This is a genomic window from Burkholderia sp. Ac-20344 (genome assembly GCF_017104975.1).
Taxonomy (GTDB): Bacteria; Pseudomonadota; Gammaproteobacteria; order Burkholderiales; family Burkholderiaceae; genus Burkholderia.
On record NZ_JAAGPP010000035.1, the window covers coordinates 13,101 to 38,484 of the forward strand.

Here is a 25,384-nt window from a genome sequence, read left to right on the forward strand (position 1 = left end):
CGATGCATGGATATCGCTTCACTTCACTTTTCTCCGATAGGATTTTGTGAAATCTCGGTCAACCGCATAGCCTCGCGAGCGAACAATATTCGCCAGCTGCGCTCGATCGTGATGACTCGCCGTCGCCTGGCGCAGCAGTCCAAAGTAGCTGTTGGCGACCTGATGAACGTCACCGTCCGGCACGGCCGAAATTCGGTTCAAAGCTTCGTTGCGTGTTCGCTTCCGCGTCGATCGCCTCCACGGCTTAATCACCTGGCCGACGAAGTCGACGCCACGGTCGACCGGCTGCAGAATGGTCTTGCGGGGGTTCAACTGCACACCGAGCTTGCGCGGCAGGAACGCTGTCACTTCCGCGAGGATCTCGTTCAGCCGTGCCGGCGATTTGTCGAGAAAAATGAAATCGTCCACGTACCGGCTGTAATGCCGCACGCGCAGGACATGCTTCACGAACTGATCAAGCTCGTTCAGCAATACGTTGGCCGCGAACTGGCTGATCAGGTTGCCGATAGCCAGTCCGAAGTGATCCGGCTGTTCGAGCAGTCGCTTGTGCGCGGGCACCAGCGACATCAAAGCCGGATCGCCCAGGTATTCGAAGTCGGCCCGTGGATCGTGCATCAGCACGGTTTCGGTCAGCCATCGCCAGTACGGCTCGTCGATCTTCGCGAGGAATAGTTCGAGCAACAGCGGCTTCGGAATACTCACGAAGAAGTTTGCAATGTCGCACTTCAGGTAGTACGCCGGACACTGCCAGTTCTCGGTAATCGACAGGATCTTCGATTCGAGACGAATCGCTCCGTACAGCGTCCCGCGCCCCTTGATGCATGCACACGAATCGGCGATAAAAGTCCGCTCGAACCGCTCGCGGATCTCGTTGTAAAGCAGGTGCTGCACGACCCGATCCGGGAAGCCAGCAGCCCATACCTCGCGGGGCTTCGGTCGCGTAATGACAAAGCACTTTGTGGAGCCCGGCACATAGGTACCGGACACCAACCCTTCGTGCAACTCGACAAGGTTGCGCTCGAGGTCCGCTTCGAACGCCAGTGCACTCGTGCTGTTGCGTTTCGTCCGCCGACAGTCCCGGTATGCCGTAACCAATTTGGCACCCAGGGCTTCGGCGTCTACATTCCAATCTGCGGACGACCACGGCGCAAAGCGACGCGCTCTTGTGGTTGTTGTTCTGGTTGCCGTTGTTGAAGTTCTGATACCGCGCGTAGGCGGAACCATCGTGCTATCTACGTCGCCCGACCGATTGCTCGGCCGAGAAACTGCGCTGGACCAATCCGCACCGTGGCGAACGGTATCCTCATTGCGCATGGCGGTGGCCTCGTAAGCCAGCGGCACGACCAGATTGAAACGGCGCTCAGGCATAGCGGCCTTGACCTCCATGCAACGGGCGCTTGGCGGACGATGACTTTCTCCACCCGACCGCCTGCTTGCTGATGCTCTGTGTGAGCGAGATCGTGCCGTGATATTGCCGCGGCGAAATCTTCTCATCGTCCAGAGAAAGGCGCAGGAGCAGCTCGATCAGCTTCACCCTCTCGATCAACATCGAGAGATGCGGCACCTTGTCATCGGCGACGTTCGCTCGATAGACCAAAATCAATAGCTTGGCCGTCTCGCGAACAATTTCCTCGCCGATGAGATGCTTGAACGGGCGCTTCATGTTTTCGACGATCTTCGTAACGCGGGCGAAGAGGTCGTAACCCGTCTTGTAAATGTCGAGCTCGGTATGGAGAGCCATGGCTTACTGAATGATTAAATTACCGAAGGAATGAATCTGCGGACGACCACGGCGCAAAGCGACGCGCTCTTGCGGTTGTCGTACTGGGAGCCGTAGTAGAAGTTCTGACACCGCGCGTAGGCGGAATCGTCCGAGTCTTCGTCATCGAGCCAGAAGGCCCCACTATCCCGGAGCACATGCCGCAGGTTGGCGCGCAACAGGCTGCCTTCCTGATCGTCCGGCCGCTTGCCGCCGAGCTTCGCGGCATGCTCTCCGGCTGCCCGCCAGTCCATATCGTCGTCGCCGACCGACATCAGGATCACGTAATGGCTCAGCGAACCGTCTTCGTTGAACACCGGGCCGGCACAATGCTCGCCAGGCGCGAGAGGAATGGCGACGGCATCAAGATGAAATTCGGATGCCTGCGACTGCGCCTTGAAGCGCTCGATCATCTCGTTCATGCGAACGTGGTCCGCGTTGAGGCTTTGCTGCTTGGCCTCGATCTCCTTCAGGGTTACTACGGTCATGGATGACTCCAGATAGAGGTGGTGGTTCGATCAGCTCAGCGAATGACCGAATGAGTTAATTTTTGAATCTGCGGACGACCACGGCGCAAAGCGACGCGCTCTTGCGGATGCTGTCCTGGTGGCCGTAGAGGAAGTCCTGATACCGCGCGTCGGCGGAATCCCAGTCGACCGTCTCGTTCATCCAGTAGGACTTGTTTTCATCGACCAACTTGGGATGCTTGAGACGGATGGCCGCGTATTCGATGGCGTTGGCCAGGTCGCAACCTCGCGCCTTGGCGGCATCCATTTGCTTATGCCAGTCGGCACGGTCATTGACGACGTCGACGATTACCGTGTGCTCGATGTCGCCATTGGCATCGACGAGGCCGAAGAGATAGGTCTCGCCTTCGGCGAGCGGGGGAATCTGGATCTGCATGGGATCTCCATAAAAAGGCGCGGGCGTCGCACTGGACGCCCGATAGGTGCTGCTCCGGGAAAAACTGAAATACGGGGTGAGGGCGGCTAGCGAGTAAGCCACTGCGTGCCGCGCACGATCCGGCCAACCGGTTCGAGCACGAGCACCTCGGATTCCTTTTCGGTGCGCACGAGAGCGCTGCCGCGCCTCTGTGCTTTCTCGAGTGACGTGTGACGCTTCGGCTTGCAATATCTACCGACGGTCACGAACAGTGGTGCGCGCGCACCGACCGGACCGAGCGTCAGCTCGTCGATACGCGCTTCGAGTGTCGCGGCATTAGCGCGCCAGGTTTCAGCCTTGGCAACTGCGGCGTCGCGCTGGGCCGTCAACGTCTTGATGACCGCCAGCAGGTCGGACATTCGAATCTCGGCGTCGACGACACCGTCCGGCACTACCGGTCTTGCGACGCACGGGAAGTTGGCCAAGACGGGTGGATGCTCAAGCGCAACCTGAGCCACGTCGAGCGGCCGTTGCTCTACCGCGTAGGTGACCTCGGCTTCAGCTTCGGCAGCCGAATTGACCGGTGCCGGCGCTGGCGCGCGGCCGGCGAGCCAGTACACGTATTCGTTGCCACCGCCCGTGCGCTTCTCTCGCTCGACGACCGCCTCGCCGAGCATGCGGTTGAGCTCCTTCTTGACGTCGAGTTGAGGCAGCCCGGTTCCGGTTGCGATTGAGTTCGCGGTCGCTTCGGTCGTCGTGCTGAGAAAGCGCACGATGTCCTCTCTCATGCTGCCTCCCGATGAGCTCGAGGTGCGCCCACCGGCGCGACCTGTCCGTTTTCGACCCAGAATGCTTCGATTCCGTCCGGCAGCCCACTGGGTGCCGTCTTCAGACTCATGAACACGAGGGCGGTATCGATCTGGCCGGCATCTGCGAGGTCAGACAGCCAGTAGAACAGGCGATCGCGCTCCGGGCCGACGACGACGTCCGCACGATCGAGCACGAGCAGCTTGAGGCCCGAGAAGTGCGCGATCGCGGCAGCGATGTGCGCGTCCGCGCGCCAGCGCTCCGATTCCGACAGCAGAGCGTAGGCGCGGCCATCGGCAAGGATCTCCATCTCCGGCGTGATCGTGACATCCGCCCACTCCGACATCTCGGCAGTCGCCGTCAGTTGCTCGTTCACCGGCGTGAGAGCCTCGCGCAGCAAGTCGGCCGGGATACCATCTGGCGCGAGCGCGGCGGCGATCGCTTCATACGCAGCGACGTCCGCGTGCAGAGCGGCGGCGTTCTTCGCCAGATCTTCAGCGCCGGCGGCGCGGCGTTCGATCTCGCGCATCGTTACGATGTTGGTGTCGAGCTGCTTCTTGCGTTGTTGCAGGTCGGCAAGCTCGCTGCGCGCCGCGTCGCCGCTTTCGCGCGCGGCAGCCGCGCTGCTGTCGTCTGCATCGTCTTCAAGCGTGCGCAACTGCGTCGCGGCCGCATCGGCTGCTTCGAGGTCGCGTTTGCGGCTCGTCGCGGCGTTCTGCAGCGTCTTGAGACCCTGCTCATACTCGGGCAGCTTCAAGACTGCTTCCTCGTCGCGCGCACCGGCCGCTGTCGCGGCGGACAGCACGCCGTTCAAGTAACGGAGCAGTGCGCCACATTCGGGGCAGGCGCACTCGGTACCTACCGGCGCCGCGCCGGCCCGCACACGTAATGCCTCGACCTTCGGAAGGAACTCCGCGACCTGGTCGTCGGCGAACTGCGCAGACTCGACCGCTTTCGCATAGCCGGCGGCGCGGTTACGGAGGTCGGCCAACTTTGCCGCGCGCGCCCGCGCTGCGGTGTCGGCGGCGTCCGCAGCCCCGATCTGCTGTTGCAGCTCGCCGAGCCGGTCGTCGACGGCAGTTCGATCGGCGATCAGCTTGCGCAGCGCGGCCTCGTCGAACTCGACAACTTCCGGGCGCCACGTCGCTCCCTTCTGGCTGCCATACGTTTCTCCGGTTGCGTTGCGCCAGGACTGCTTCGCGCCACGCGCACGGTCGCCAGCTTCCTTGTGAGCCGCGTCGAAGCCAGCGCGCAGCATCGGCGTGATCGCGGCGAGGCGCGCAGCGGATGCGGCCGGCAGCGCGTCGGCACGCAATCCCAGCTTGTCGAGCAGCCGCGCGCGCATTTCGTCAATGCCGATCTTCACGCCCATCAGGTCGTAGAGGAACGCCCGACGGTCGGTCGCGGACATGTGCGCGAAGCGCTGCGCGTCGAGTACCAGCGGCAAGCGCGGATCCTCGGTGATCTCGCGCTTGATCTTGCCGCCCGGCAATGCGACGGTATTAGCCTGTTCGCCGCACGCGACAGCGATCTGACCGGACTCGGCGCCCTCGGTGACGAGCGAGCCGTATTCCTTTTTCAGCGCGACGCGCACCGTATCACCGGTGAGCGCCATACGCACCGATTCCTGCAGGCTGCTCTTACCGGCGCCGTTGGGCCCGGTGAAGAGGGCGACCGGCTTCGAGAGCCGCACGTCGGCCGTGCGAATCCCGAGGACGTTCGCGACATAGATGTCGGTGATCTTCACACTGCATCTCCATGCGATCCGCGCGGCCGCAGCACCGTGCGGCCGCCGTCCGAATCCATTGCACTGACGATGCCCTTCGCTTCGAGCAGCTCGACCAGCCGCGCGGCGCGGTTGTAGCCGATCTTGAACTGCCGCTGGACGCTCGAGATCGTCACTTTCTGCTGCTCGATCACGAACGCTTCGACTTGGGCGTACAGCGGATCCTCGTTACCGGAGGTGGCTTGTTCCTCGTGCCACTCCTTCCAGCCCTTCACCCATGCGATGCACAACTCGCCGGCCATTACGGGGCATTCACTTTCGGGCTTGCCTTCGGCGGCCGCCTGTCGGCCGGCCTGGTGCTGCTCGTCGACCTGCGCCTGTGTCGGGCCGTCGCCAAGCTTCGGTACCTCGCGGAACTCTGCATCGACGACGTCGTCTGCGTTGGGGCGATCGCCGTCCATGCCATCGCCGTCCTGGTCCGTATATTCGCGACCGAGGTCAAAACCGCGCTGATCGGATTCGCCGCGGATCTCGTCCATGCCGCCCGTGTGCGCGGCGGCATTCGCAACGACGAGCAGGACCGCCTTTCCTTGTGCGTCGTACAGGTCATGGAGATTCGGCGCTGCACTGCTGAACTCGACCGCAGCCTTGACGCCATCCTTGATCGTGATCTGCACGAGGTCGCCCTGCACGACAACGCGGCCATCGCTCGCGATCAGGTGCGTCGCCATCTTGACGTTGTGCTCGACGCGCGCACGCAGCCGGTCGATGACATCGTTCTGCTTCTTCTCGGATAGCTTGATCCAGAGGTCCGGCATCAGCTTGATCTCGGTCACCAGCGCGGAAAGCAGGTCTTTGCCGATGCTGTCGGCAGTCATCTGGAGAACGTTCTTGTCGGTCATGTCGAAATCCTTGGAGGCGAATCAGTCGAGTTAGTCGGCGCTGATCGGGTTGCGCGGCCGGCGGCCGGCCGGTGCGGCCGTCTGGGCAGTTGACTTGCCGGCGGCCGACTGTTCAGCTGCTGCGGTGATGACGCGCATGCGCGCCGAGGCGAGGGCGTTCAGTTCGGCCTTGGCGGTTTCATCCGGCACGCCGCTGATTGCGCTGCGGGCGAGGTCGAGGTCTTCGGGCGTCTTGGCGGACTCGATGTCCTCGCGAATGCCGCGCACAAGGCCATCGACGTCGAAGGCGAAACCGCCTTGGCTCTGGGTGTTCTCGTCCCGCGGGGCGTCAGGATCATCCTGGTCGTCGGCGGGATCATCCTGATCGGCAGCCGGCGGTGCGCCGTCCGTCCGCGATTCGGTCGCGGGTCCGGTTTGGGCCGGCGCGGCACCGCGCGGTACCTCGTCGGCCGGTTGTGCGCGACCTCCGCGCAGCTCGTCGACGGTAGTGGTGTAGACCGTGTAGGAACCGTCAGGCGATACGTCGACGACGTCGGCCTCCTCCTCGGAGGTGCGACCCATACCCATCACGATGTCGGGGGCGTGGATGTTGCCGAAGAAGCTGCCAGCACGGTACTGGAACATCAGCGTCCGCAAGCCGGTTTGCCATTTCGAACCGGATTTGCCGAACCATCCTTCTTCGACGACCATCTGCATGCTGACAGGTGCGGATTCGATCACCGGCATGCCGATGTCACGATAGAGGTCGAGCATGCGGCCCGCGTATTTCCGCACTTCATCGGGGGCCAGCCGCGGCTCGGGCGTGCCCTTCGGAAGTGCCCAGGCGATGCACTCGATGTCGTCTACCTCGACCTCGCGCTCCTCGAAGATCGGCTTTCGAGCCTGCTGATTCCAGCCAGTCTTCTCCTTGTATTTGGCCGTGATCCGACCACGATTGATCATCTGGAAGCGAAGCGGCGTGAAGCGACCCGACGCGTTGATCGCGGCGATAACGAACTTGCCCGACCAGCGCAGCTTGCCTTCGATCATGTCAGCGTTCTGCATGACGGCGGTGATCGACATGCGAACCGCGCGAGCAACTTCGATTGCAACGAGACAGTTGCCGATTGCCGATGGATTCTCGATCCAGTGCTCTTCGTTTCCAGCCTTCTTCAGGTTGTGCGAACGGAACTGCGCGGGCACGGCGTCGCTGCTGGCATAAGCCTTCGCGATCCGGTTCGCGAGCGAGAAGCCCCGCTCGGTGAACATGTCGACAGCTTGGTCGGGTGTCAATGAGGGGACGCCGCCAGTGGCTTTGACGTCTTTCAGTTGAACGGGGGTGCTCATGTCGGTGGACTCTCGTTATTCGTGGAACTGACAGGTGCCGTAGCGCGGGCAGTATTTCTTGTCGCACAACAGCGATTTCGGATTGGGGTAGAAACGGCCGGAGCGGAACATGTCCGCGGCGAACTGGATCAGGCCGGGCGTGTCCTCGGTGCCGACCATCACGCGCTTTGCGTTGGCGATCGGAGCGGTCGCGACTTCGGGCGTGCCCTTGGTTTTCAGGCCGATGATCTCGGCGGTGTCGCTGATTTCCTCGCCGGTCGTGTGCTCGTAGAGCAACTCGTACGTGCCGATCTGCGGGCCGTGCCCCTTCGTAACGGCGACGCCCTGCGCGACCGCCTTCGAACCGCTCTTCAGGTCGGCGATGCCGGGGCCCAATGCAGTGCGTCGGATGCGCGCGCGGTCCATCGTTCCGGTGAGGCGGATCACGATGCCGCCACCGCAATCGATGTCGAGCGGCTTCGTTTCCATTTCGACCGCGACGAAGTTGTAGCGCGGTGCGACCTCGAGGCAGTACTTCGTCGTCAGCGAAATGCCGATTCGCTCGGCTTCCTTGAGGGTGAGGTCGTCGCTGAACGGGTTGTAGTCGTTCTCCGGATCGTGAAGCTTGTCGACGAACGCGCCGGCCGCGTCGTCGACGGTCAGGCCCGAGCCATCCAGAACGCTCTGGTCGTAGACGGCGGTGCCGGCGTGGATTGCGGTGCCGAGCGCAGCGCGCAGGCCGACAACGTTGCGCAGCTTCAGCAGGTGAACTCCCTCCCATCGGTAGGCGCATTCGAACAGCGCCCCCCAACTGGACGCCCGGACGGGATAGACCGACGGGTTCATGCTTCACTCGCTGCTGCGGCGGCCGTGCTCGCTTCGGGCGCCGGCATCTTTTCGACGCACACGTACGGGAAACGCTCGGGGAACGGCTTGATGTGCTTGTAGAAGTGCGAGCCGAGCGAGTCGGCGCCCTTGAGCGCGTCGAAGTTCGCCTGCGTGAAGCCCGTGTAGTGATACAGCGACGTCGGCGCGCCAGTCTTGCGATCCTTGAAACGAACCGCGAGCGTCTCGGACTCGGCGTCGTAGCCGATGCTGTGGATCTGCGACGATTCGATGGGCAGGGTGTCGATGGTTTTCATCTGGGATGCTCCTGATAGATGGATCGGGGCGTGCGCGAGCAGCACGCAGACTCGCGGCGCGGCGGCATTGGATTCGACGGGGTGAGCGGAAACAGCGCGCCGCGTGTTGCGAAGCTGGGCCGCTAGGAGGCGTTACAGAATGCCGAAGTGCTTGCTGATGCCGTCGACGGCGACAGCGAGAAGGGCGACCGCAACGAGGATCGCGACGACGAGGGCCCGCGCGGCGCGCGGATGCCGGCGCTCGAAGAGGTCGGCGTGATCGGTGAAGCGGCTCATGAGGGCCTCGTGGGAACGATGACGGGTTCATCGTCCGGCGCACTGATCAGCGCCGGCACGACGAGCCAGACGAAGACGAATAGGATTGTCGCGACGACGAACCACAGGCCGACCAGCTCGCCGACCTTGCGCAGAAAGGACTTCATCCGAGGCTCCGCAGGTAGGGGCCGGCCAGGTCGGCGCCGAACCAGAGCGCGCCGATCGCGACGCCGTACGCGAACGCCCATGCCGATCCTTCGAGCACGTAGCGCAAGCGCGATACAGGCGATGGTTTGTAATTGCGCAATACAGGCGATAGGCTGTTGAGAGGGGTGCGCATCACGCCTCCCGTGCGAGTTCAGTGCGGCCGATGGCGCCGATCGAGCGCTTGACTGCGCCGAACGCCTTCTTTGCCGCTTTCCGTTCGAGCACAAAGCCGTACGCCTTCAGACAGCAATCGCAGTTCTCGTAGAGGTATTCGCGGATTTCGGCATCCGTCATGAAGACCGCGTTACCCACATCGTCGACGTCGTGGGTGAATGCATGCTTCAGGTGCGTGACGTCGTTGTGGTCGCCATACACCGTCCCGTCTTCGCCGATGCCGCAGGTTCCGCGTACACCCTTGCAGTAATGGAGCGCGCCGGCGATTGCGCTCGTCAGCCGCTTGATTTCAGCGTTGATACGCGCGTAATCTGCGCATGCCTTGAGTGCCTTGTCGCTCACAGCGCACCTCCCGCGACCGTGATGTGCCGCACCGGCACCGGCGCAGCCTTACGGCCGGCCTTGATCAGCGCGGCATCGATGGACAGACGCAGCCCGGACGGGATCATGACCTTGCCAGCGTCGGCATCGGCAGCCAGCATTTCGAGGATCATCAGTGCATCGGCCTCGACGCCCGGCGCGAAGATGGCTTTCGCCTCCTGCACCAGCTTCAGCGCGCGTTCCTTCATCCAGTATGCGTCGTGCTCGTAGCTCGGGTCGCCGCGATACCAGCAATCGACGGCAGAAATTTCGGTTTCGAGCCAGTCGAACGCGGACGGCTGTTCGTTGATCTCATTCATGCTTCACCTCGCGCGCGGAGCATGGCGTCGGCGAGCACGTATGCAGCAGCGGCGATCCGGTCGCCGGGCTGTGCTTGCTCTTTGTCGAAATTCGGGGTGAAGAAAATCGAGCTCGGCTCAGTGTCGTCGCTGAGCGGCTCAGCCAACATTCCCGCCAGCGCCTTCGCCGCGAAGTAGTCGCGAAGCGTCATGCCAGCGCAAGCGCGTGCCGTCGCTTCGATGTAGCATCGGTCGCGTTCGGCCGAATCAGTGATTCCTTCAATCGCGGCTGCGCCGATGCGATGCACCGACTGTGCATCGGTGAGCGGAAACGCCGGGCCGCCGTCGTTGATGTTGTCCATGTGGTCTCTCGGTGTGGTGTGGTGGTCAGCAGCCGGCGCTCATGCATGCGACGCCGGGCGCGATCAGGTTCAGCGCGAGCCGGCGCAGTTCGGGCGATTGCGGTACCTCGCGGCGCAGCTCCAGCAGATCGCGGGCGGTCGTGGACATGTCATGCCTCGCGGAGAAGGTGGAGCGCGGGCGCGCGGTGGTCGCTGCAATGGCTGACGCCGTCGGTGCCCGGGCCGAGCGCCGAGCCGCACTGCGAGCAGTACGTCATCGCGAGCGGGCGGGATTCGGCGACGTCGGCCGCGGCGATGCGCCGCGAGATTTCTGCACGGCGCGCGGTGATGAGAATGTTCCAGACCGCGTACACGTCCTCAATACGGCCGCGGGCGAGCGCCGCATCGATCACGGCACAGGCGGTCGTTGAGATCGGGAGGGCATCGAACGTGACGCCGTCGGCGATCGCTTCGTTGCGCTCGTCGCGCGCCAGCGCGGCATCGTCCGCCGCCGCTTGCAGCTGGTCGGTGCGTCGGTCGATCCGCGCCGGAAGCTGCCGGATGTTGTTGTTGTCGGTTTGAGGAAGGCGCATCGCATCCTCCGTATGAAAGTAGGATTGCTAACTGAATTGATGTCTTGAACTGCAATGCTGCGTGCGCAGCTCTCACGGGTGACGCCTCGGAAGAAGAACCGCCACCGGTCAGAGCTGTGAGAAGTGCTGGTTACGTTATCCGGCGCCGGTTAGCATCCCGGCCGTCCTCTTGACCTTCCGTCGGCTTGCCAAGCCCGCTTTCTGAGGTGACGGGCCCACTTCGTTTATCCCTCGCAGGGCTGGCGAGTCGCGCTCACCGATGGAGTTGGCTGTCCATCTACCCGGGCGCATTTTCGAGACAGGCTCATGGAGCCGGGCCGGCGCTGATCTCCGGCTTCGGGACCCCAGCATTTGACTGGGTGCGCATCAGCCTGCGCATTCCGGCTCCATGAGACTGCATCACTCGCGCGCCCGGCTACTCCCGGCCGTGCCGGCTCCGGGCCGCGCGAGGTTTGTGCCGATTACGAAGCCATCGGTCACGTGGTGCTGGCTGTCTTGCATCAGGCTCGTTCAGATTTCTGTCCGGTAGCCGACATCGGCCTAGCGCGGTTCGTCTGTCCTGACTCACGAGACTGATCGTCCCGGCCGGTTGCTCCGCTTGAGCGGTCCCGGCTTACCTTCGATTGTTAGAGAGCGATCCGCCTTAGCGGTGGCGCGGCGTCGGTGTCGCGTTGATGGGAATTATAACTAAGGTTATTGGCATGTCAACAACCAAAGTTATCGATCGGGCGGGAAATTTGTAACAAAGCGGGCGACGGCCCGTTTGTTAAGCGTCTGCTGACGGCAGTTGAAAGTCTTCGGGAAGTGGGGCTAAACTACTGTACATGCATACAGTGGTGTGGCAAACCGAGGACGAGGGCGACCAGTGAAAGAAGAATCGAAGACGCGCCTGCGGTGCAGGCCTGGGGACTTGGCTAGGGTGGTGGCGAGTAGGAACCCTGCGCTGGTCGGCACGATCGTGGCGATTCAGCGGCTGCGGTCGGATGGTCTATGGGACGTGCTGCTCGAGAAGCCCGCGTTCGGTTTCACGGAGCGGATGAAGCGACCGGTCGTGACACGGGAGTTTTCGTTCTGGGATGCGTCGCTGGAGCCGCTTCCGCAAGAGGCTGCGCGGATCAGCCGCCAATCGGCCTGTCTTCGTCCTGAGCAGGCGAATCGTGCGGAGCTGACTGGGCTAGCAGCCCACTGATGTACGCCTCGACTTTGGCGCGGCCGAGCTCGTCGAGCCGATCGTAGCCGGGCGGAACCGGCTGGGCCGCGTCGCCGAATTCGAGCCACTCCAGTGTGGTTTGCAGTGCGCGCGCGAGCGCGAACCCGTTCGTGGTCGTGGTGCTGCCGCCTCGTTCAACCTTGGCTATCGCCGGCTGCGATACGCCGACAAGTTCCGCGATGTGCTTCTGGGACAGGCCCAGTGCCTCGCGACGCTCCTTTGCCCGGCGCCCGAATTCAGGATTTTCCATAGCGGGCATCGTATAACCTTGGTTGTAGGGCGGCAAATAACCAAAGTTCTTGCGGATGAATAACTTTGGTTATAGTATTGCCGCATGAAACCGACCAATTGCTCCGTGCCGGCTCTGCAGGCAGCGATCCAAAAAGCTGGGTCGCAGTCCGCACTTGCCCGCCTGATCGGCAAAAAGCAGCCGCACATCCACAAGTGGCTGCATTCCCGCAATGCAATGAGACCCGAGAACTGCGTGCTCGTCGGGAACGCCGTCGGCATCCCGTACAGGGACTTTCGCCCCACCGATTGGCATCTGATCTGGCCCGAGCTGGCCGAGCCGGCAAAGGAGGGGGAGTGAAGATCGAACTGATCCCGTATCGCAAGCCGCGACGCCGCATTAAGAGGCAGCTGGGCGCAGGCGCTCGAACTCTGAAAGCAACGCGTTTGCGATCGCCAGGGCATCGGACTGATGTGCGACGAATTGTGGCTGCTGGTCGGCGAGCGCCAGCAATCCTTCTAGACCCCGTTTTAACTCTGCTTCGAGAAAGGTTCGCTGATCTGTATTCGCCGCATGGATGAGCGCCTTGTTGAACATGGTGAGCACCGCGATTTGCGATGCAAGCCCCATGCAGTGTGCTTTTAGCTTCGAGATTTCTGTCTCGAGCGATTCGACTTTGTCGGTCATGCGAACCCCGTTGTGTGGTGGTTGAAGAGGTCAGAGCCTTCAATTTTCGCATAGCGGTGGATCGCATCTTTTTCCATATTTCAAAGGTGATCAGTGTGTCAAGACGCGCTGTATTTCGAAACGAAGTAAAGACGCGTCTGCGTGACCGCGTCTATGACGCGCTCCAGGTCTACAAGGAGCTGAACGGTATCGATTCCGATTCGGCGGCATTAAATCGCGTGGTCGAGGTGGCGCTGCTCGGTGTGGTTGGAACTTTGCCTGCGAAGCTGATTGGCATCAGTGCCGATCTGGGACAAGTTGAGACGCGGGCACAGGCATGAGCAACGACAAGATCGAGCAGCCTGTTCGATTGCCCGTGGCGGAAGCCGCCGATCTCGCGACGCGCGCAGCTGCGCAGGGCCTCCCGATTCCCGACTACCTCGGTATGCACGTGCTCCGTAGCGCGTATGGCGCGATGCACCCAGCCGCGTTACAGCTGGAAAAGTGGGCCAAGTTGGGACAGGTTGGGCCAGCGGGAGAGTCCGAGGCCGATTGTGATGGCTGTGAGTAATGACGCGCGAACTGATCCAGGCTCGCCGCCTGCCGATGAAGCTCACGGGCGCCGAGCACGCCCATTGCGAGGTTGCGAAGGCTGTTCGTCGTGGCGATCTTCTCCCGGCCAACACGCAAATCTGCTGCGACTGCAGCGCGCCGGCGAGTGCGTACGACCATCGCGACTATGCCAGACCGCTCGATGTCGATGCCGTTTGCGATTCGTGCAATGCACGTCGCGGAAAGGCAATTCCATGCACCAACGCTGCCGAACAATGCCGTGATGCGGCCATAGAGTCAGAAGCGGAGTGGCGACACGCTGCTTCTGAGCCGCAGTTAGTTCCGTTCGAAATTGTTGAGGCATGCGATTCCTTTCACGCTGCTGTTCGGGCTGCATGGGATCTCCGCACGAACCAAAAAATGACTCGTGCGTCTCTGGCTGAGCGCGTGGGAATTCACGCGCCACACATTACCGATGTCCTGTCGGGCGGTGATCGAAAAGGCAAACGCACCCTTCATCCGGACCAAATCGCGGACTTCGAGCTGGCTGTCGGCAACCGCGTCGTTACCCAATTTCTGCTTTTGCAGGTCGGGTTCACTCTGATCGACAACACGAAGGAGGGTGGCTCGTGCTGACCGAACTGTTCGAGCGCGCGGCGTTCCGCGCAGGCTGGCGCGCCGCGCGCGCCGGGGTGCCGTTCCACGAGAACCCGCTGCGCGGCCCGCTCGCGTGCGTTGCGCGTCAGTGGGAACGCGGCTGGGTGGCAGCGAACGACTGCCCGCGGCCGTACAACTTCTACGACTGGGAGCAGGGCATCTACCCGACGTCGGCTGAGCCGTATTGGGAGGCATCATGAAGCGCCAGTCGAAAGCCGCGATCGCGCGCGAAAACGTCAGCCGGCTGGCATCGATCGGCATCGGATCGATGGAAGTCGAAACGTTGCGTGCCGCGCGCGAGGCTGCGCTGCGCGATTTGCGAACTGCGCGGCGCGCCTGTCGCGAGGAGTGCGACGCCGTCGACGTTGACCAGCATGAAAGCGTGCGCGGTTCGCGTGCCGCCTACGATCGGCTGGCGAGCGGCCACAAGAACGCGCGTGCACGGTTCGTGCGCGAGGTGACGCGGTACCGCGAATGGCTCGCAGAGGTGTCGGCATGACCTGGGCGCACGATGACCTCGCGAAGGATCTCGCCGCGCATCTTCGTGGCGCATCCGATCGCCTCGTATGGACCGACATGCAGCTCGGGCCGGCGGGCTCGCCGCGGCCGGACGTCTACACGGTGCCGTGCTCGTTCGCGCGGTTCCAGCCTGTCGCCTACGAATGCAAGATCAGTGTCGCCGACTTCCGGCGCGACGTGACTGCTGGGAAGTGGACATCGTATCTGCGCTTCGCCGCCGGCGTGATCTTTGCCGCGCCGGCCGGTTTGCTGAAGAAGGAAGACATCCCGGCCGGCTGCGGTCTCATCGTCCGCGGTCCGGACGGTTGGCGCTCGTTGAAGGGACCGACGCTGAAGAACGTCGACAACCTGCCGCGCGACGCGTGGATCAAGCTGATCATCGACGGCATGGGGCGGCTCGCGGACCAAAGCTACGAGCAGCTGCGCACGGGGCTGTGCAACGAATGGACGCTCGAAAAGAAGCTTCGCGCGCGCCTCGGCGACGTTGTCGCGGATGCCGTTCGGGACCAACTGAATGCGGAGCGCCGTCTGACGGCCGCCACCGAGCGGCTCGAAAACCTTGCCGAAGAGGCGGAAAACGAACGGAGGCTGATCCTCGATCGGGCCAAGGAGCATGCGCAGCGCGATGCAGCGCAGATCGACAGCGCACGCATCGAACTCGCGCGTGCGCTCGGGCTGCCTGCGAGCGCTGGGGCGTGGGAAATTGCCAGCGCCTGCAAGCAAGCCGCGCGCCGGGTCAGCATCGATTCCGAGGTCAAGCGACTCCGTCAGCAGCTCGAGCGCATCCAGGTTGCGATCGAATCGGCTGCCGAACCGCTGCCGCATATTGCGCGGGAGGTCGCGTGAACTGGCTCGATAAATCCCACCGCGGCGACTGCCGCGATCTGATGCGCGCCATGCTCGCCGACAGCGTGAAGGTGCAGACGATCGTGACGAGCCCGCCATACTGGGGCCTGCGCTCGTACCTGCCCGACGGCCACCCGGACAAGCATCGCGAGATCGGCCAGGAACCGACGCTGCGCGAGTTCATCGACACGCTTGTCGAGGTTTTTGATCTCGCGCGCGAGTTGCTCGCCGACGATGGCACGCTCTGGTTGAACATGGGCGACGCATATGCCGGTTCGTGGGGGGCGCAGGGCCGCACCGGGCAGATGTCGGACCGCTCCGTGATCAGCGCGCAGCAGATCGCCGCGGCGCAACACCGAAACAGCGGTACCGGCTCGCGCGAGCGCACCGGGCTGAAGCCGAAAGACCTGATGGGCCAGCCATGGCGGCTCGCGTTCGCGCTGCAGGACGCCGGCTGGTATCTTCGGCAGGACATCATCTGGCACAAGCCCAACCCGATGCCGGAAAGCGTGCGCGACCGCTGCACGAAGGCGCACGAATACCTGTTCCTGCTCAGCAAGGGACCGAAGTACTACTTCGACCAGAACGCGATTCTCGAACCGGTCAGCCCGAACACGCACGCGCGCCTGTCGCAGAACGTGCAGGCGCAGATCGGCAGCGAGCGCGCGAACGGCGGTGCGAAGACGAACGGGAACATGAAGGCCGTCGGACGTGGCGTTGGCTTTGGCCACGGCACCGATGCAGACGAGCGCGGCCGCGGGCGCGTGAAGCGAAAACTGGCTGACGACGGCAGCGGCACGAAGAACAACGGCAGCTTCGACGAAGCCATGGCGATCATGCCGACCGAGCGCAACCGTCGGTCCGTCTGGACGATCCCGACGCAGTCGTACAGCGGTGCGCACTTCGCCACGTTTCCGGAAGCGCTTGTCGAGCCCTGCGTGCTCGCCGGCAGCCGGCCGGGCGACATCGTGCTCGATATGTTCTTCGGCAGCGGCACAACGGGCGAGGTCGCGCAGCGTCTCGGCCGCCGCTTCGTCGGTTGCGAGCTGAACCCCGAATATGAGCCGCTGCAGCGCGACCGCTTGCGGCAGCCGAGCCTGATGTTGGAGGCGTTTTGAGCCTCGTCATCGTCCCGATCTCTCTGGAAGAAGCGAACGCCTTCGTCGCCGAGCACCACCGTCACCACGCGCCCGTGGTGGGTCACAAGTTCAGCATCGCAGTCGCCGACGACATGCTGATGGGCCGAGACGACTGCGCAGGCATTTGCGGCGTCGCAATCGTCGGCCGCCCAGTCGCGCGCGGCAACGACGACGGCTGGACGCTCGAGGTGACGCGCTGCTGCACCGACAGCACGCGCAACGCGTGTTCTGCGCTCTACGGCGCGGCGTGGCGCGCGGCCCGTGCGCTCGGTTACGCGCGGCTCATCACATATACGTTGCCCGCCGAGAGCGGCGCCAGTTTGCGGGGTGCCGGATGGCGTCTCGTTGGCGAGCGCGGCGGCGGCAACTGGAACACGCCCGCGCGACCGCGCATCGACACCGCTGCATGTCTGCGTGGGCAGAAATTGTTGTGGGAAGCCCAATGAACGACCTCCCGAATCCTCTCACCCCTGCGGACTGCAACCTCCGCGATTTCCCGTTCATGCCGCTCGAGGTGAAGCGTCTGTTGACGTCCGAGACGTGGATCCTCGGCACCGGCGACGAGCGCGCGGCCGCGATCACGTTGTGGCTTGAGAGCTGGCACCAGATCCCGGCAGCGAGCCTCCCGGCCGACGACCGCATGCTCGGCCACCTGTCGCAGGCGAAGAACTGGAAGCGCGTGAAGGACCACGCGCTGCGTGGCTGGGTGAAGTGTGCCGATGGCCGCCTCTATCACCCGGTCGTCGCCGAGAAGGTGCTCGAAGCCTGGGTCTCGAAGCTGACCAGCAGCTTGTCCGGCACCACCGGCAATGCGAAGCGCTGGGGTATCGAGGTCGACACCGTGGCCGTGCGCGCGCAGATCGTAGAGGCCGCGAACCTCCTGAAAGCCATCGCCCCGCAATCCGAATGGCTGCGCAAAAAGCAGGTCCGGGAGATCGTATTCGATTCGCGGCGCGATCCCGATCCGATCGCCCCCCGATCACCAACGCAATCGCCCCCCGATTCGCCCCCCGATCGCAAGAGAGAGGGAGAGGGAGATGTAAACACAGCAAGCGGCGGCGGCACAGCACAGGGAGACGGGGAAGAACCGCCGATCGCCGCCGCCGCTTTCGTCGAACTCCTTCGCTCGTCGGGCGTCGGCTTCGCCGCCGATGACACACGAGTGGCGAGCTGGCCAGGCCGCGGCGTGACGGCAGACGACCTGCGCGCGGCCATCGCCACGGGCCGTAAGCGACGTGAGCGCGAGAGTAGCGGACAGCCGCTGAACGTCGGCCTGCTCGACATGATCCTCGGCGATCTGCTCGCCGCGCGCACCGCGCAGCCCTCGGGCAGCACGCGATCCGTCGGCGACTGGTGGCGCTCGTGGACCGGCATTGTCGAGCACGGCAGCACGTTCGGCGTCGAGCAGGACCGCGACGAACCTCCGTTCGATTTCAAGCTGCGCGTGTTCGACGCGGCCGGCGACGGCCCGTGGTGGGACGACCACAACCGCGCGTTTCGCAACACTGCCGGCCCTGTCTCGGCCGGCGCATTGCTGGGGGAAGGGCGATGAACTGCAAACCTGGTGATTTGGCGGTCATGGTGCGATCGGAAATGCCCGAGAACAACGGGCGAATTTTCGAGGTTTTGTCGTTCAACCATGCGGCATCGGCCTTCTCTGGCCCGACGTGGAACGTGCGCACCGTTCGGCCGGCGAAATATGGCGACGGCCAGATGGGCACGGAAGGAACGGCTCAGGATTGCTGCCTGCGCCCGATCAGCGGTGTGCCGGTGACCGACGACGTCGAAGACGAGGTGACGGCATGAGGGTCTTGGGAATGGATGTGATCGAGTCGCCGCTGTGTGCTGACGTGCCGCGCATGACCGTTTCGCCGCGATTTGCCGAGCTGATGCCCGCCGAGTTCGTGAGCGATTTGAACCGGTGGATGCGCGAGTTCTTCGGCACTTCCGACGTGTCGTACATCGTCGAAGGACGCACGATCGTCATGAGCCCGCGCGCGGCTGCCGATCTGCGCCGGCAGGCTTCGCAGGCTTCAGTTCGTCCCGGGCATTGGCAAGGGTGGCGGGCATGACGCAGCAATCCCTCATCACGGCGTCGCCGGTCGCGCAGCGCGTCGAGTTCGTCGTTCCCGGGACGCCGGTCGCGAAGGGGCGCCCGAAGTTCGCACGCCGAGGCGCGCATGTCACGGCCTACACGCCCGAGAAGACCGAGCGGTACGAGAACCTCGTGAAGATGGCCGCGCGCGAGGCGATGCGCAGCGCGTCGCCGTACGCCGGCCCGATCCGCCTGATCGTGCACATCGGCCTGCCGATTCCGGCGAGCTGGTCGATGAAGCGGCAGAACGAGGCGGCCGCCGGCGCGATCGGCGCGACGAAGAAGCCGGACGCCGACAACGTTGTCAAGGCGTTGAAGGACGGCATGAACGGTGTGGTGTACGTCGACGACGGCCAAGTCGTCGACCTCTGGGTGTCGAAGCGCTACGCGCGCACGCCGGGTGTGCGCATCGAGGCGATCGAGTTGAATTTGAAGTCAGCATAAGGAGCGGGGCCTTGAAAGCAAAATGCAAACTCACAATCAACGAGATGATCGGGAAGATGAAGCCCGGCGTCCGGTATTCGGCAAATGACCTCGCGCGCCGTCTGAAGCATCCCGTCTCGTCGGTGCGCCAGCTGCTGTCGCTCGACGTCGCGCTCGCGCGGCTCGACTGCCATTCGGAGAGCCGCGGCCGGATGTACTCGCTCACGGGCACGAGCCGCTCGCCGGGCACGCATGTCGATACGCGCATCCGGCCGGACTTCACCAGCAACCTGACGGGCTACATGGCCGAGCTCAACACGCGCCAGGCGCTGGCCATGATGACGCGGGGTGGCCGGTGATCGCCATCTTCGAGAACACGCAACAGGCGCTGCACGTCAGCTTTCTCGTGACGTCGCTGCCGCCACGCCAGAAGCAGCAGTTCCGCCTGGCGCTGATCCAGATCCTCGAATCGGTCGGCCGTCTCAGCACGCGCCAAGCTGAATTCCTCGACTACCTGTACGGCACCTCGTCGGGCACGATCAACTTCGACGGGCTGAGCGGTGACGAAATCCGGGCCCAGTGCGCGATGGTCGTCGGCGCGGTGCGCGATCACCTGCTGAAGCCGGAACGCAACGCGGTGTGGTTGCGCTATGCCTGCGGGATGCCGGCGCGCCCCGCGAGCGCCACGCGCGCTGCGGACCCGGGAATCCCGCCGGCGGCCGAGTGGAAGCGGGCACTCGTCGAGATGCGGACGTACCTGCGACCGTCGCTTTCGCTGACGAACGGCAATGCGATCATGGCACTCATCGCGGCCCACTCGCAGCCGCGTCAGCGTCAGGACGGATTGTCGTACCAAGCGATCGCAGAGGAAACGCATATCACGGTTCGAACGCTCGAGCGGAACGCGCAGACTATCCGGAAGCGCCTCGCAGAACTGGAGCGGCAGGCCGTAAAGCGGCTGACACCGCTTTTCGTGCGAAACAACGTGACGATCGCGGAGGCCGTTGAGGCGTAAGGGGTACGACGAAAATTCCCCTTGCAAATGTGGCGGATAGGGTGTAGATTTTCGCCAAATTGCAGAGTTGCGACCAAAGCCCGCTGAGCCGACAAGCCAGCGGGCTTTTTCGTTTCCGCCATCACCGCCATGCCAAAGCCGCCGAAGATCGTCGTAGAATCCGGCGCGTCGCGGCCGGCGCCGCCCGACATTCTGTTCGGCGATTCGAACTGGATCCGGCGCATCGTGCCGGCCGACGGCGTTTCCGAGTGGGTGAACGAGACGCTCCTGCGCGAAGGCGCGCCGCTGCACAACCCTGATCACGCGCACCTGGTCGACGCTGATGTCGCCTACCTCTGGGCAGCCGTCGAGAACGTGCGCCAGATGCGTCGCGTCGTCGGCCAGTGCGAAGAGGTGATGATCCGCGCCGGTGGTTGGCAGCGCGCCCGACAGGAGCAGCAGTACCTCGAATGGTTCGGCCGCGTTCCGGCCTTCCTGATCACGCTCGACGCGCACTACGCGCGCGAGTGCAACGACCTGCAGTGGTGCGCGCTCGTCGAACACGAGCTGTATCACGTCGGCCAGCGCCTCGACGCGTTCGGCGCGCCGGCCTTCACGAAGGACGGCATGCCGAAGCTTGGCATCCGTGGGCACGACGTCGAGGAATTCGTTGGCATTGTCCGGCGCTACGGCGTGGCCGGCGGCGCGGGCGATACCGCGAAGCTCGTCGCCGCGGCCCAGCGCGCGCCCGAGGTCGGCCACGCCGACATCGCTCGGGCCTGCGGCACCTGCATCCTGCGGGCCGCATAGCAACCTGAACGTTTTCCGCCATGGCAGCACTTCCCGAACCGATCAAGGTGTTCGTCACGCAGGCGCTCGCCTGTTTCGACACGCCGTCGCGCGCCGCGAAGGCCGTGCGTGACGAGTTCGGCGTCGAGGTATCGCCGCAGCAGTGCGAGCGGTACGACCCGACGAAGCGTGCTGGTTCGGCGCTCAGCAAAAAGTATCGGGAGATCTTCGAACGGACGAGAGCGGAGTTCCTGAGCGACACGTCGCGTATCGGCGTGTCGCACCGCGCCGTGCGCCTGCGCGCGCTCGATCGCGCCGTCGCGTTGGCTGAGCAGCGCGGCAACCTGCCGTTGATGGCGCAGCTGCTCGAACAGGCGGCGAAAGAGGCCGGCGACGCGTTCACGAACCGGCGCCGCCTCGAACATACCGGGGAGGACGGCGGCCCAATCGTGAATAGGACGGTCGTCGTCGATGAAAAGCAGGTCGCAGACGCCGTCGCCAAACTCGAAGACGAGTATTGACCCCGCCATCGAGTGGGCCGTCCTGAAGGCGAAGTGCGAGCGGGATCACCTGTTTTTCAGCCGGTACTTCTTCAAGCATCGGCAGGCGATCAAGTTCCGCGTCAATTGGCACCACGTGCTGATCGCCGACACGGTGCAGCGCGTGATCGACGGCAAGCTGAAGAACGTCGTCATCAACGTGCCGCCGGGCTCGTCGAAGACTGAGCTGGTCGCGATCAACCTGATCGCGCGCGGCCTCGCACTGAACCCGCGTGCGCGGTTCCTGCACATTAGCTACTCGGACGACCTCGCGCTGCTTAACAGCGAGACGGCACGCGACATCGTCGAATCCGGCGAGTTTCAGGCGTTATGGCCGCTTCCGATTGCCGACGATGCGAAGTCGAAGAAGCGCTGGAACGTGATGATCAACGGCCGCAAGGCCGGCGGCGTGTACGCCACTTCGCTCGGCGGCCAGATCACTGGCTTCCGTGCCGGGCACATGACCGAGGGGTGGCAGGGCGCGATCATCATCGACGATCCGCTGAAGGTCGACGACGCGTACAGCAAGACTGCGCGCGACAAGGCGAACCGCAAGCTGCTGTCGACCGTGAAGAGCCGGAAGGCGAATCCGGACACGCCGATCATCGTGATCATGCAGCGGCTCGCCGAGGAGGACCCGACGGGCTTCATCAAGGCCGGCAAGCTTCCGGGCGACTGGGAGTTCATCGAGATCCCGGCGCTGATCACCGACGAGTACGTCGCGAAGCTGCCGGCGCACATCCGCGACCGAGTCGAGTGCGACGAGCGAGCCGCGGACGGCCGGTACAGCTATTGGCCGTACAAAGAACCGCTGCAGGATCTGCTCGCGTCCGAGAAGGCCGACGCGTACGTGTTCAATGGCCAGTACATGCAGCGTCCGTCGCCGTTGGGCGGCGGGATTATTCAGAGCGGCAAGTTCCTGCGCTACGGCGCGCTGCCGCAGTTGCAGTACCGGAAGATCTTCGCCGACACGGCGCAGAAGACCGCTGAGCGGAACGACTACAGCGTGTTCGAGTGCTGGGGCCTCGGGTACGACAACCGTCTGTACCTGATCGACCTGGTGCGCGGGAAGTGGAAGGCGCCCGAGCTCAAGCGCCGCGCGATCGACTTCTGGAACAAGCACGCGGCCATCGGTGCCGACGACCCGGGCGCGCCGGCGCTGCGCCAGATGAAGGTCGAAGACAAGTCCAGCGGTACCGGGCTGATTCAGGACATTCAGGCCGAGGGCGGCATCCCGATCGATGGCATTGAGCGCGTGAAGGACAAGCTGACGCGTGTGATGGACGTCGTGAGCCATATCGACTCCGGCAACGTCGCGATCCCCTATGAGGCCGACTGGGTCAGCGACTTCGTCACCGAGTGCGACTCGTTCACGGCTGACGACACGCACAAGCACGACGACCAGATTGACCCGATGGTCGACGCAATCAACGACATGCTGGGGGGCGCGAAAGACCTGTCGGTCTGGGAGCGGCTTGCCGGTTGAGCACGACAGGATTTCCCGGAATGTCGAAACGGAAGCAACAGACGCGGCCGCCGCGCGCGCCGGCGACGACGCACGCCCATCGCACGGTCGACTCTTTCGCCAACTTCGAAGCTCGGCTGGGCTGGGGCGCCGACAATCAGTCGTCGGCCTCGCAGTACACGCTCACGTACCAGAGCCGCAACCGCGTCTGGCTGGAAGCGGCCTATCGCGGATCGTGGATCGTGCGTGCCGCGGTGGACGCGATCCCGGAGGACATGACCCGTAAGGGCATCGAGATGTCCGGGCTCGATCCGACCGACGTGTCGAAGATGGAGACGGCACTGACGCGCAAGGCAATCTGGGACCAGCTCTGCGACACCGGCAAGTGGGCGCAGTTGTACGGCGGTGCGATCGCGGTGATGCTGATCGACGGCCAGGACATGTCGCAGCCTCTTCGGCGCGAGACGATCGGGAAAGGCCAGTTCAAGGGCCTGCTCGTGCTTGACCGCTGGATGGTTGCGCCGCCGGTCGGCGAAGTCGTGACCGAGTTCGGTCCCGATCTCGGCATGCCGAAGTACTACGACGTGCTGCCGACGACGATCGGATTGCCGCAGGGGCGTATTCACCACTCGCGCGTGCTGCGAATGGACGGCGAAGCACTGCCGTTCTACCAGCGCATCAGCGAGAACGGCTGGGGGTTGTCGATCCTCGAGCCGATGTGGGATCGGCTCATCGCATTCGACAGTGCGACGGTCGGCGCCGGGCAGCTCGTCTACAAGGCGCATCTGCGCACGCTGAGCGTCGAGAAGCTGCGCGAGATCATCGCGGCCGGCGGCCCGGCGCTGAACGGCCTGCTGAAGCAGATCGAAAACATCCGGCTCGCGCAGTCCAACGAGGGGCTAACCCTCATCGATACGACCGACAAGTTCGAGACGCACCAGTACTCGTTCAGCGGGCTGTCCGACGTGATGCTCCAGTTCGCAATGCAGCTCAGCGGGGCGACCGGCATTCCGCTCGATCGCCTCTTCGGCCAGCAACCGGCCGGCTTGAGCGACACCGGCGAAGGGTCGCGCCTGCTGTATCACGAGAAGGTGCACACGCGTCAGGAGCGTCGGCTGCGCAACCCGCTGCACGGGCTGCTCGACGTGATGTGCCGGTCGGAAATCGGCCAGCCGCTCCCCGAGGACTTCTCGTACGAGTTCAACCCGCTGCAGGAGATGTCGGCCGCGGAGAAGGCGGAGATCGGCAACAAGACGGTCGACTCGGTGACGAAGGCCGTGGACGCCGACTTGATCCCGCGCAGCCAGGGCATGCGCGAGCTGAAGGCGTCGTCACCTGACACCGGCATGTTCGGAGACATCCCTGACGAAGCGATCAAGCAGGCCGAGCGCGACGAAGAGGGCGAGGACCCGCCGGGCATTGATCCGACGCTTCCGCTCGGCCCGGCGCCGGGCGCGGGCGCGCGCACGAACGATTCTCTGCTTCGCAGGCTTTTCCGACGCCGGTGAGCTCGGGGATCTACATCATTGTGGGCAAGCAAATGTCGAAACGTGACTTCGGCTTTCATCTGGGGCAAACCGTGCACATCGTCGAGGCCGGCATCCATGCCCGCATCGACGCCATCATGGACAGCTTCGATGGCATCCAATATCGCGTCTGTTTCTGGGTAGACAGCTGCCGGCACACCGAATGGGTTTACGCGAACGAGATTGAATCGCTACATCGAGAGCCGCTCGTGAAGGCACACGACTAATGATTCTCACGCTCGATCGAAAGCGCGATCGGCGCAAGAACCCGGTTCGGCTGAGCGGCGCCGAGCGGCAGTACGGTAGCCAGTTGCGAAAGATCGCCCATCAGGTCGGCGTGCTCGTGAACGGCTTTCCGGCTGATGACGCGTCATACGCGCCGACGATCGAGGAACTGCTGCGGCGGTACGCCGAGGCGCTCGCGCCTTGGGCCGAGGCTACCGCGGCGCGGATGATCGCCGACCTGAACCGGCGCGACGAGCAGATGTGGATGAAGCAGGCCGCCGACATGTCGCGCGCGCTACGCGAAGAAATCCGCGGCGCGGCCACTGGCGAGACGATGCGCGCGCTCCTGTCCGAGCAGGTGCGGCTGATCAAGTCCATCCCGCTCGACGCGGCCAAGCGTGTGCACCGGCTGACGCTGGAAGGAATCGTCGACGGCGCGCGCGCTGCGCAGATCTCGAAGGCGATTCAGGAGTCCGGGCAGGTCGCGAAGAGCCGGGCCGACACGATCGCGAGAACCGAGGTCAGTCGAACTGCCGCGACGCTCACCGAGGCGCGCGCGCTCGACGTCGGCAGCCCCGGTTACTTCTGGCGGACGTCCGGCGACTCGGACGTCCGCGAGGACCATCGCGAGCTGGAAGGCAAGTTTTTCACATGGGACAAGCCGCCGGTCGCGGATAAGCGATCGGGGGCGCGTGCCCATCCGGGCTGCATCTACAACTGCCGGTGCTGGGCCGAAGTCGTGCTTCCGACGGACTGAT

At 64.0% G+C, this 25,384-nt stretch carries 41 protein-coding genes; 21 read left to right on the plus strand and 20 right to left on the minus strand.

Annotation, left to right across the window (positions count from 1 at the left end; all coding sequences use genetic code 11):
- Window positions 1-18 precede the first annotated feature (18 nt).
- The 19 genes from G3N64_RS13850 to G3N64_RS13935 form a co-directional block, all read right to left on the minus strand.
- Window positions 19-1,224, minus strand: coding sequence for an RNA-directed DNA polymerase (locus G3N64_RS13850; protein ID WP_241020962.1), 1,206 nt, complete (start codon window positions 1,222-1,224; stop codon window positions 19-21).
- A 136-nt stretch (window positions 1,225-1,360) separates the two neighbouring features.
- The gene (locus G3N64_RS13855; protein WP_205784454.1) at window positions 1,361-1,741 is read right to left on the minus strand and encodes a four helix bundle protein; all 381 of its coding nucleotides are present in this window, start codon (window positions 1,739-1,741) and stop codon (window positions 1,361-1,363) included.
- Between the two features lie 14 nt (window positions 1,742-1,755).
- Entirely contained in the window at window positions 1,756-2,247 is a 492-nt protein-coding gene (locus G3N64_RS13860; protein ID WP_205784455.1) for a DUF1566 domain-containing protein, read from the minus strand.
- 55 nt (window positions 2,248-2,302) lie between these two features.
- The gene (locus G3N64_RS13865) at window positions 2,303-2,662 is read right to left on the minus strand and encodes a DUF1566 domain-containing protein (protein WP_205784456.1); all 360 of its coding nucleotides are present in this window, start codon (window positions 2,660-2,662) and stop codon (window positions 2,303-2,305) included.
- An 86-nt stretch (window positions 2,663-2,748) separates the two neighbouring features.
- Window positions 2,749-3,429 (minus strand): 1-pyrroline-5-carboxylate dehydrogenase, encoded by a 681-nt coding sequence (locus tag G3N64_RS13870; protein WP_205784457.1) that lies wholly within the window; start codon window positions 3,427-3,429, stop codon window positions 2,749-2,751.
- Window positions 3,426-5,195, minus strand: a complete 1,770-nt coding sequence (locus G3N64_RS13875) for an AAA family ATPase (protein ID WP_205784458.1) — start codon at window positions 5,193-5,195, stop codon at window positions 3,426-3,428. Before G3N64_RS13875 ends, G3N64_RS13870 begins: the two co-directional genes overlap by 4 nt.
- Window positions 5,192-6,076, minus strand: coding sequence for a DNA translocase FtsK (locus G3N64_RS13880; protein ID WP_205784459.1), 885 nt, complete (start codon window positions 6,074-6,076; stop codon window positions 5,192-5,194). The genes G3N64_RS13875 and G3N64_RS13880 overlap by 4 nt, the downstream gene beginning before the upstream one ends.
- A 30-nt stretch (window positions 6,077-6,106) precedes the next feature.
- A complete protein-coding gene (locus G3N64_RS13885) occupies window positions 6,107-7,402 on the minus strand; it encodes a hypothetical protein (protein WP_205784460.1) in 1,296 nt (431 codons plus the stop codon).
- Between the two features lie 15 nt (window positions 7,403-7,417).
- The gene (locus G3N64_RS13890; RefSeq protein WP_205784461.1) at window positions 7,418-8,227 is read right to left on the minus strand and encodes a PD-(D/E)XK nuclease family protein; all 810 of its coding nucleotides are present in this window, start codon (window positions 8,225-8,227) and stop codon (window positions 7,418-7,420) included.
- The gene (locus G3N64_RS13895) at window positions 8,224-8,523 is read right to left on the minus strand and encodes a KTSC domain-containing protein (protein WP_205784462.1); all 300 of its coding nucleotides are present in this window, start codon (window positions 8,521-8,523) and stop codon (window positions 8,224-8,226) included. Before G3N64_RS13895 ends, G3N64_RS13890 begins: the two co-directional genes overlap by 4 nt.
- A 132-nt stretch (window positions 8,524-8,655) precedes the next feature.
- Window positions 8,656-8,799: a hypothetical protein gene (locus tag G3N64_RS13900; protein ID WP_164531162.1), complete on the minus strand. Its 144-nt coding sequence runs from the start codon at window positions 8,797-8,799 to the stop codon at window positions 8,656-8,658.
- Window positions 8,796-8,945, minus strand: a complete 150-nt coding sequence (locus G3N64_RS13905) for a hypothetical protein (protein WP_205784463.1) — start codon at window positions 8,943-8,945, stop codon at window positions 8,796-8,798. Before G3N64_RS13905 ends, G3N64_RS13900 begins: the two co-directional genes overlap by 4 nt.
- Complete coding sequence (locus G3N64_RS13910; protein WP_205784464.1) at window positions 8,942-9,118, minus strand: hypothetical protein; 177 nt, start codon at window positions 9,116-9,118, stop codon at window positions 8,942-8,944. Before G3N64_RS13910 ends, G3N64_RS13905 begins: the two co-directional genes overlap by 4 nt.
- On the minus strand, window positions 9,118-9,501 hold the full coding sequence (locus G3N64_RS13915) for a hypothetical protein (protein ID WP_205784465.1): 384 nt from the start codon (window positions 9,499-9,501) through the stop codon (window positions 9,118-9,120). Before G3N64_RS13915 ends, G3N64_RS13910 begins: the two co-directional genes overlap by 1 nt.
- Window positions 9,498-9,839 (minus strand): hypothetical protein, encoded by a 342-nt coding sequence (locus tag G3N64_RS13920; protein WP_205784518.1) that lies wholly within the window; start codon window positions 9,837-9,839, stop codon window positions 9,498-9,500. Before G3N64_RS13920 ends, G3N64_RS13915 begins: the two co-directional genes overlap by 4 nt.
- Entirely contained in the window at window positions 9,836-10,180 is a 345-nt protein-coding gene (locus tag G3N64_RS13925) for a hypothetical protein (protein ID WP_205784466.1), read from the minus strand. Before G3N64_RS13925 ends, G3N64_RS13920 begins: the two co-directional genes overlap by 4 nt.
- A gap of 25 nt (window positions 10,181-10,205) precedes the next feature.
- A complete protein-coding gene (locus G3N64_RS40190; protein ID WP_277399106.1) occupies window positions 10,206-10,328 on the minus strand; it encodes a hypothetical protein in 123 nt (40 codons plus the stop codon).
- Between the two features lies 1 nt (window position 10,329).
- Window positions 10,330-10,752 carry a hypothetical protein gene (locus G3N64_RS13930; protein WP_205784467.1) on the minus strand — a complete coding sequence of 141 codons (423 nt, stop codon included), beginning with the start codon at window positions 10,750-10,752 and terminating at the stop codon, window positions 10,330-10,332.
- A gap of 1,115 nt (window positions 10,753-11,867) precedes the next feature.
- Window positions 11,868-12,212: a helix-turn-helix domain-containing protein gene (locus G3N64_RS13935; RefSeq protein WP_175974595.1), complete on the minus strand. Its 345-nt coding sequence runs from the start codon at window positions 12,210-12,212 to the stop codon at window positions 11,868-11,870.
- Between the two features lie 84 nt (window positions 12,213-12,296).
- Between G3N64_RS13935 and G3N64_RS13940 the strand changes: the two genes are divergently transcribed.
- Entirely contained in the window at window positions 12,297-12,551 is a 255-nt protein-coding gene (locus tag G3N64_RS13940; protein WP_205784468.1) for a YdaS family helix-turn-helix protein, read from the plus strand.
- 39 nt (window positions 12,552-12,590) lie between these two features.
- Here the strand turns inward: G3N64_RS13940 and G3N64_RS13945 are convergent, their stop codons facing one another.
- Window positions 12,591-12,878, minus strand: a complete 288-nt coding sequence (locus G3N64_RS13945; RefSeq protein ID WP_205784469.1) for a hypothetical protein — start codon at window positions 12,876-12,878, stop codon at window positions 12,591-12,593.
- Window positions 12,879-12,892: 14 nt separating this feature from the next.
- On the opposite strand from G3N64_RS13945, the gene G3N64_RS39725 reads away from it, so the two are divergent.
- The 20 genes from G3N64_RS39725 (at window position 12,893) to G3N64_RS14045 (ending at window position 25,383) form a co-directional block, all read left to right on the plus strand.
- On the plus strand, window positions 12,893-13,198 hold the full coding sequence (locus G3N64_RS39725) for a hypothetical protein (RefSeq protein WP_241020955.1): 306 nt from the start codon (window positions 12,893-12,895) through the stop codon (window positions 13,196-13,198).
- Window positions 13,195-13,428, plus strand: a complete 234-nt coding sequence (locus G3N64_RS13955) for a hypothetical protein (RefSeq protein ID WP_205784470.1) — start codon at window positions 13,195-13,197, stop codon at window positions 13,426-13,428. Before G3N64_RS39725 ends, G3N64_RS13955 begins: the two co-directional genes overlap by 4 nt.
- Entirely contained in the window at window positions 13,428-14,045 is a 618-nt protein-coding gene (locus tag G3N64_RS13960; RefSeq protein ID WP_205784471.1) for a helix-turn-helix transcriptional regulator, read from the plus strand. The genes G3N64_RS13955 and G3N64_RS13960 overlap by 1 nt, the downstream gene beginning before the upstream one ends.
- Window positions 14,039-14,266 carry a hypothetical protein gene (locus tag G3N64_RS13965; protein WP_205784472.1) on the plus strand — a complete coding sequence of 76 codons (228 nt, stop codon included), beginning with the start codon at window positions 14,039-14,041 and terminating at the stop codon, window positions 14,264-14,266. Before G3N64_RS13960 ends, G3N64_RS13965 begins: the two co-directional genes overlap by 7 nt.
- A complete protein-coding gene (locus G3N64_RS13970; RefSeq protein WP_205784473.1) occupies window positions 14,263-14,565 on the plus strand; it encodes a hypothetical protein in 303 nt (100 codons plus the stop codon). The genes G3N64_RS13965 and G3N64_RS13970 overlap by 4 nt, the downstream gene beginning before the upstream one ends.
- On the plus strand, window positions 14,562-15,431 hold the full coding sequence (locus G3N64_RS13975) for a hypothetical protein (RefSeq protein WP_205784474.1): 870 nt from the start codon (window positions 14,562-14,564) through the stop codon (window positions 15,429-15,431). The genes G3N64_RS13970 and G3N64_RS13975 overlap by 4 nt, the downstream gene beginning before the upstream one ends.
- On the plus strand, window positions 15,428-16,549 hold the full coding sequence (locus G3N64_RS13980; RefSeq protein WP_205784475.1) for a site-specific DNA-methyltransferase: 1,122 nt from the start codon (window positions 15,428-15,430) through the stop codon (window positions 16,547-16,549). The genes G3N64_RS13975 and G3N64_RS13980 overlap by 4 nt, the downstream gene beginning before the upstream one ends.
- Window positions 16,546-17,016 carry an XF1762 family protein gene (locus G3N64_RS13985; RefSeq protein ID WP_205784476.1) on the plus strand — a complete coding sequence of 157 codons (471 nt, stop codon included), beginning with the start codon at window positions 16,546-16,548 and terminating at the stop codon, window positions 17,014-17,016. The genes G3N64_RS13980 and G3N64_RS13985 overlap by 4 nt, the downstream gene beginning before the upstream one ends.
- Window positions 17,013-18,122: a DUF1376 domain-containing protein gene (locus G3N64_RS13990; protein ID WP_205784477.1), complete on the plus strand. Its 1,110-nt coding sequence runs from the start codon at window positions 17,013-17,015 to the stop codon at window positions 18,120-18,122. Before G3N64_RS13985 ends, G3N64_RS13990 begins: the two co-directional genes overlap by 4 nt.
- Window positions 18,119-18,376, plus strand: a complete 258-nt coding sequence (locus tag G3N64_RS13995; RefSeq protein WP_205784478.1) for a hypothetical protein — start codon at window positions 18,119-18,121, stop codon at window positions 18,374-18,376. Before G3N64_RS13990 ends, G3N64_RS13995 begins: the two co-directional genes overlap by 4 nt.
- A gap of 11 nt (window positions 18,377-18,387) precedes the next feature.
- Window positions 18,388-18,642 carry a hypothetical protein gene (locus tag G3N64_RS14000; RefSeq protein ID WP_059638727.1) on the plus strand — a complete coding sequence of 85 codons (255 nt, stop codon included), beginning with the start codon at window positions 18,388-18,390 and terminating at the stop codon, window positions 18,640-18,642.
- Complete coding sequence (locus G3N64_RS14005; protein ID WP_205784479.1) at window positions 18,639-19,109, plus strand: RusA family crossover junction endodeoxyribonuclease; 471 nt, start codon at window positions 18,639-18,641, stop codon at window positions 19,107-19,109. Before G3N64_RS14000 ends, G3N64_RS14005 begins: the two co-directional genes overlap by 4 nt.
- Window positions 19,110-19,165: 56 nt before the next feature.
- The gene (locus G3N64_RS14010) at window positions 19,166-19,447 is read left to right on the plus strand and encodes a hypothetical protein (protein ID WP_241020956.1); all 282 of its coding nucleotides are present in this window, start codon (window positions 19,166-19,168) and stop codon (window positions 19,445-19,447) included.
- Between the two features lie 47 nt (window positions 19,448-19,494).
- A complete protein-coding gene (locus G3N64_RS14015) occupies window positions 19,495-20,103 on the plus strand; it encodes a sigma-70 family RNA polymerase sigma factor (protein ID WP_205784481.1) in 609 nt (202 codons plus the stop codon).
- Between the two features lie 129 nt (window positions 20,104-20,232).
- On the plus strand, window positions 20,233-20,892 hold the full coding sequence (locus tag G3N64_RS14020; RefSeq protein WP_205784482.1) for a putative metallopeptidase: 660 nt from the start codon (window positions 20,233-20,235) through the stop codon (window positions 20,890-20,892).
- 20 nt (window positions 20,893-20,912) lie between these two features.
- The gene (locus tag G3N64_RS14025; protein WP_205784483.1) at window positions 20,913-21,392 is read left to right on the plus strand and encodes a DUF2280 domain-containing protein; all 480 of its coding nucleotides are present in this window, start codon (window positions 20,913-20,915) and stop codon (window positions 21,390-21,392) included.
- Window positions 21,343-22,896: a phage terminase large subunit gene (terL, locus tag G3N64_RS14030; RefSeq protein WP_205784484.1), complete on the plus strand. Its 1,554-nt coding sequence runs from the start codon at window positions 21,343-21,345 to the stop codon at window positions 22,894-22,896. The genes G3N64_RS14025 and terL overlap by 50 nt, the downstream gene beginning before the upstream one ends.
- Window positions 22,897-22,916: 20 nt before the next feature.
- On the plus strand, window positions 22,917-24,383 hold the full coding sequence (locus G3N64_RS14035) for a DUF1073 domain-containing protein (RefSeq protein ID WP_205784485.1): 1,467 nt from the start codon (window positions 22,917-22,919) through the stop codon (window positions 24,381-24,383).
- Window positions 24,384-24,415: 32 nt separating this feature from the next.
- On the plus strand, window positions 24,416-24,628 hold the full coding sequence (locus G3N64_RS14040) for a hypothetical protein (RefSeq protein ID WP_205784486.1): 213 nt from the start codon (window positions 24,416-24,418) through the stop codon (window positions 24,626-24,628).
- Complete coding sequence (locus G3N64_RS14045; protein ID WP_205784487.1) at window positions 24,628-25,383, plus strand: phage minor head protein; 756 nt, start codon at window positions 24,628-24,630, stop codon at window positions 25,381-25,383. The genes G3N64_RS14040 and G3N64_RS14045 overlap by 1 nt, the downstream gene beginning before the upstream one ends.
- The last annotated feature ends 1 nt before the right edge of the window (window position 25,384 follow it).